Source organism: uncultured Streptococcus sp. (assembly GCF_963521865.1).
In the GTDB taxonomy this organism is placed as follows: Bacteria; Bacillota; Bacilli; order Lactobacillales; family Streptococcaceae; genus Streptococcus.
Window position 1 is genome coordinate 1 of sequence record NZ_CAUQWY010000081.1, and the last position, 3208, is coordinate 3208.

General features: G+C 39.0%; 2 protein-coding genes and 1 pseudogene. 2 read left to right on the forward strand and 1 reads right to left on the reverse strand.

Going from position 1 to position 3208, the window contains the following annotated elements; all coding sequences use genetic code 11:
* The first annotated feature begins 32 nt into the window (after positions 1–32).
* Both RWO85_RS09995 and tig read left to right on the forward strand, forming a co-directional pair.
* Positions 33–1211 carry an N-acetylmuramoyl-L-alanine amidase family protein gene (locus tag RWO85_RS09995; RefSeq protein WP_314415691.1) on the forward strand — a complete coding sequence of 393 codons (1179 nt, stop codon included), beginning with the start codon at positions 33–35 and terminating at the stop codon, positions 1209–1211.
* Between the two features lie 222 nt (positions 1212–1433).
* The gene (tig, locus tag RWO85_RS10000; protein ID WP_314415695.1) at positions 1434–2717 is read left to right on the forward strand and encodes a trigger factor; all 1284 of its coding nucleotides are present in this window, start codon (positions 1434–1436) and stop codon (positions 2715–2717) included.
* Between the two features lie 198 nt (positions 2718–2915).
* Here the strand turns inward: tig and RWO85_RS10005 are convergent.
* Positions 2916–3208: pseudogene (locus tag RWO85_RS10005) on the reverse strand (ATP-dependent RecD-like DNA helicase); the annotation flags it as partial.

A 3208-nucleotide genomic window follows, 5' to 3' on the forward strand; every position in this document is an offset into this window, starting at 1 on the left:
TTTATAACTATTCAATAAAGGAGGAAATGGCTATGAAAAAATCTAAACTACTCACTCTTGGTCTGCTTGCAGGTGCTGGCCTACTATTGTCTATCAATCAAGCACAAGCTGCAGATACTTGGATTAAAAATGGTGCTGACTGGAATTTTTCACAAGATGGTAGTCTAGCTAAAAATAAATGGGTGCAAAATGCTGGCTCTTGGTACCACTTTGACGGTTCTGGTAACATGCAGACAGGCTGGCTCAAAGACGGTGATACATGGTATTCCCTAGCAGATAGTGGTGCTATGCGTACTGGCTGGTACAAGGAAGGCAATACCTGGTATTCACTCGCAGATAGTGGCGCCATGCGTAAAGGTTGGTACCAAGAAGGATCTACATGGTACTATCTTCGTTTTAGTGGTTCTATGCAGACAGGTTGGGAGTGCATAGATAATAATTGGTATTATTTCGAAAAATCAGGTGCAATGGCCTCTGATAGAGTTGTAAATTCTAGTGATGGGACAGGCTATATTCTCAGCAAGGATGGCCATATGTTGACTTTAAAAAATAGCCCTTATAAAGATGGTGATATTGTCCGTTTAGGTGATGGATATGAGTATCTGATTATATCAAAATTTGACGGATATAACTATACTGATGTTATCGTGGCTAAAAATACTTGGTATATCAAACCTGAGTTCAAGAAGTTTTCCGACAAATATGGGGATGAGGTTGCAAATACAACCTTAGCTTTAGTAGATAATAAAGAAGAAGGACAAGAAATTGATCCTACAGCTGTTATTCGTAATTTCCAAAATCTACCAGGTCGATATTACTTTGGAGCAGATGGTCGTAGAGTATTACCACTTCCAGAGATGACGACTAGATCAGAAATCAAAAAAGTTGGCAATGATCTTTATCTAGAAGACCCAGGTGTACGACTTCGATTTGATAACTTCACAATCAATAACAATAAACTATACTATTTAGATAATGGACAAGGTAAGCTCAAAACAGGTTACTTTGTATTGATCGATGATGGTATGGCTACAACCCACCATCACTTACTTGTATATGCAGACCAATCTGGTGAGGTTCTTAAGATGAAACGCTTGCCATCAAGATTTTCAGATTATTTTGACAAAGAAATCGATGGTTTCTATGGTCAAAAAATTAAGATTACACAGCCAAATAAGTATGAATATTACAAGGTTCTTGTGGTTAAATAATACAAAACGAATCGCCTAATGAGGGATGTGTGGGCGATTCGTTTTTTACTGTAATCAGCCATCATTAAACATCTTTTATAAGATTATATTCGAAACCTAAAGAAAACCAAGAAGAAACCGTACCTCTCCCCATCATTGAAAAGCGCAGTCATTACTTGAAAAAAGTCACTCGTTTATGTTATAATAGACTGTATTTAAAAAATTTTAAGGAGAAATGACAGAATGTCTGTATCATTTGAAAACAAAGAAACAAACCGTGGTGTCTTGACTTTCACTATCTCTCAAGACCAAATCAAACCAGAATTGGACCGTGTCTTCAACTCAGTGAAGAAATCTCTCAATGTTCCAGGTTTCCGTAAAGGTCACCTTCCACGTCCTATCTTCGACAAAAAATTTGGTGAAGAGTCACTTTACCAAGACGTTATGAACGCTCTTTTGCCAAATGCTTATGAAGCAGCTGTAAAAGAAGCTGGTCTTGAAGTGGTTGCTCAACCAAAAATTGATGTAACTTCAATGGAAAAAGGTCAAGACTGGGTTATCACTGCTGAAGTCGTTACAAAACCTGAAGTAAAATTGGGTGACTACAAAAACCTTGAAGTATCAGTTGATCTAGAAAAAGAAGTAACTGACGCTGACGTTGAAGAGCGTATCGAACGTGAACGCAACAACTTGGCTGAATTGGTTATCAAAGAAGCTGCTGCTGAAAACGGCGACACTGTTGTCATCGACTTCGTTGGTTCTATCGACGGTGTTGAATTTGACGGTGGAAAAGGTGAAAACTTCTCACTTGGACTTGGTTCAGGTCAATTCATCCCTGGTTTCGAAGACCAATTGGTAGGTCACTCAGCTGGCGAAACTGTTGATGTTATCGTAACATTCCCAGAAGACTACCAAGCAGAAGATCTTGCAGGTAAAGAAGCTAAATTCGTAACAACTATTCACGAAGTAAAAGCTAAAGAAGTTCCAGCTCTTGACGATGAGCTTGCAAAAGACATCGATGAAGAAGTTGAAACACTTGCTGAATTGAAAGAAAAATACCGCAACGAATTGGCTGCTGCTAAAGAAGAAGCTTACAAAGATGCAGTTGAAGGTGCAGCAATTGATAAAGCTGTAGAAAACGCTGAAATCGTAGAACTTCCAGAAGAAATGATCCACGAAGAAGTTCACCGTTCAGTAAATGAATTCCTTGGAAACTTGCAACGTCAAGGTATCAACCCTGACATGTACTTCCAAATCACTGGAACTACTCAAGAAGACCTTCACAAACAATACGAGGGAGAAGCTGAGTCACGTACTAAGACTAACCTTGTTATCGAAGCAGTTGCCAAAGCTGAAGGATTTGATGCATCAGAAGAAGAAATCCAAAAAGAAATCGAGCAATTGTCTGCAGATTACAACATGGAAGTGGCACAAGTACAAAGCTTGCTTTCAGCTGATATGTTGAAACACGACATCACAATCAAAAAAGCTGTTGAATTGATTACAAGCACAGCAACCGTTAAATAATCTTATACTCTTCGAAAATCTCTTCAAACCACGTCAGCGTCGCCTTACCGTATATATGTTACTGACTTCGTCAGTTCTATCTACAACCTCAAAGCTGTACTTTGAGCAACCTGCGGCTATCTTCCTAGTTTGCTCTTTGATTTTCATTGAGTATTAATAAACAAAAATCCCACCTGACTAGGTGGGTTTTCTGATGCACTATTTTCCAAAAATCTCTTTGAGGTCTGCGTCTGTAATCCCAATCATGGCTGGGATACTGTCCCAGTTTTCTTCGGTTAGGATGTAGGATGGTTCAGAGGTACTTGATGTGGCTGTTTCAGAGACAGCTTGTTGCTTTTCTTCAATATTTTCAATTAAATCATTGAAGCGTTCAATCAGATAGGTTTTTCGGGCAGTTCCGATATGTTGGGTAGCATAGTCGAAGGCCTGTAATTCACCTAGTAAGATAAGCTTGCTTTTGGCGCGTGTAATGGCTGTATAGATGAGATTGC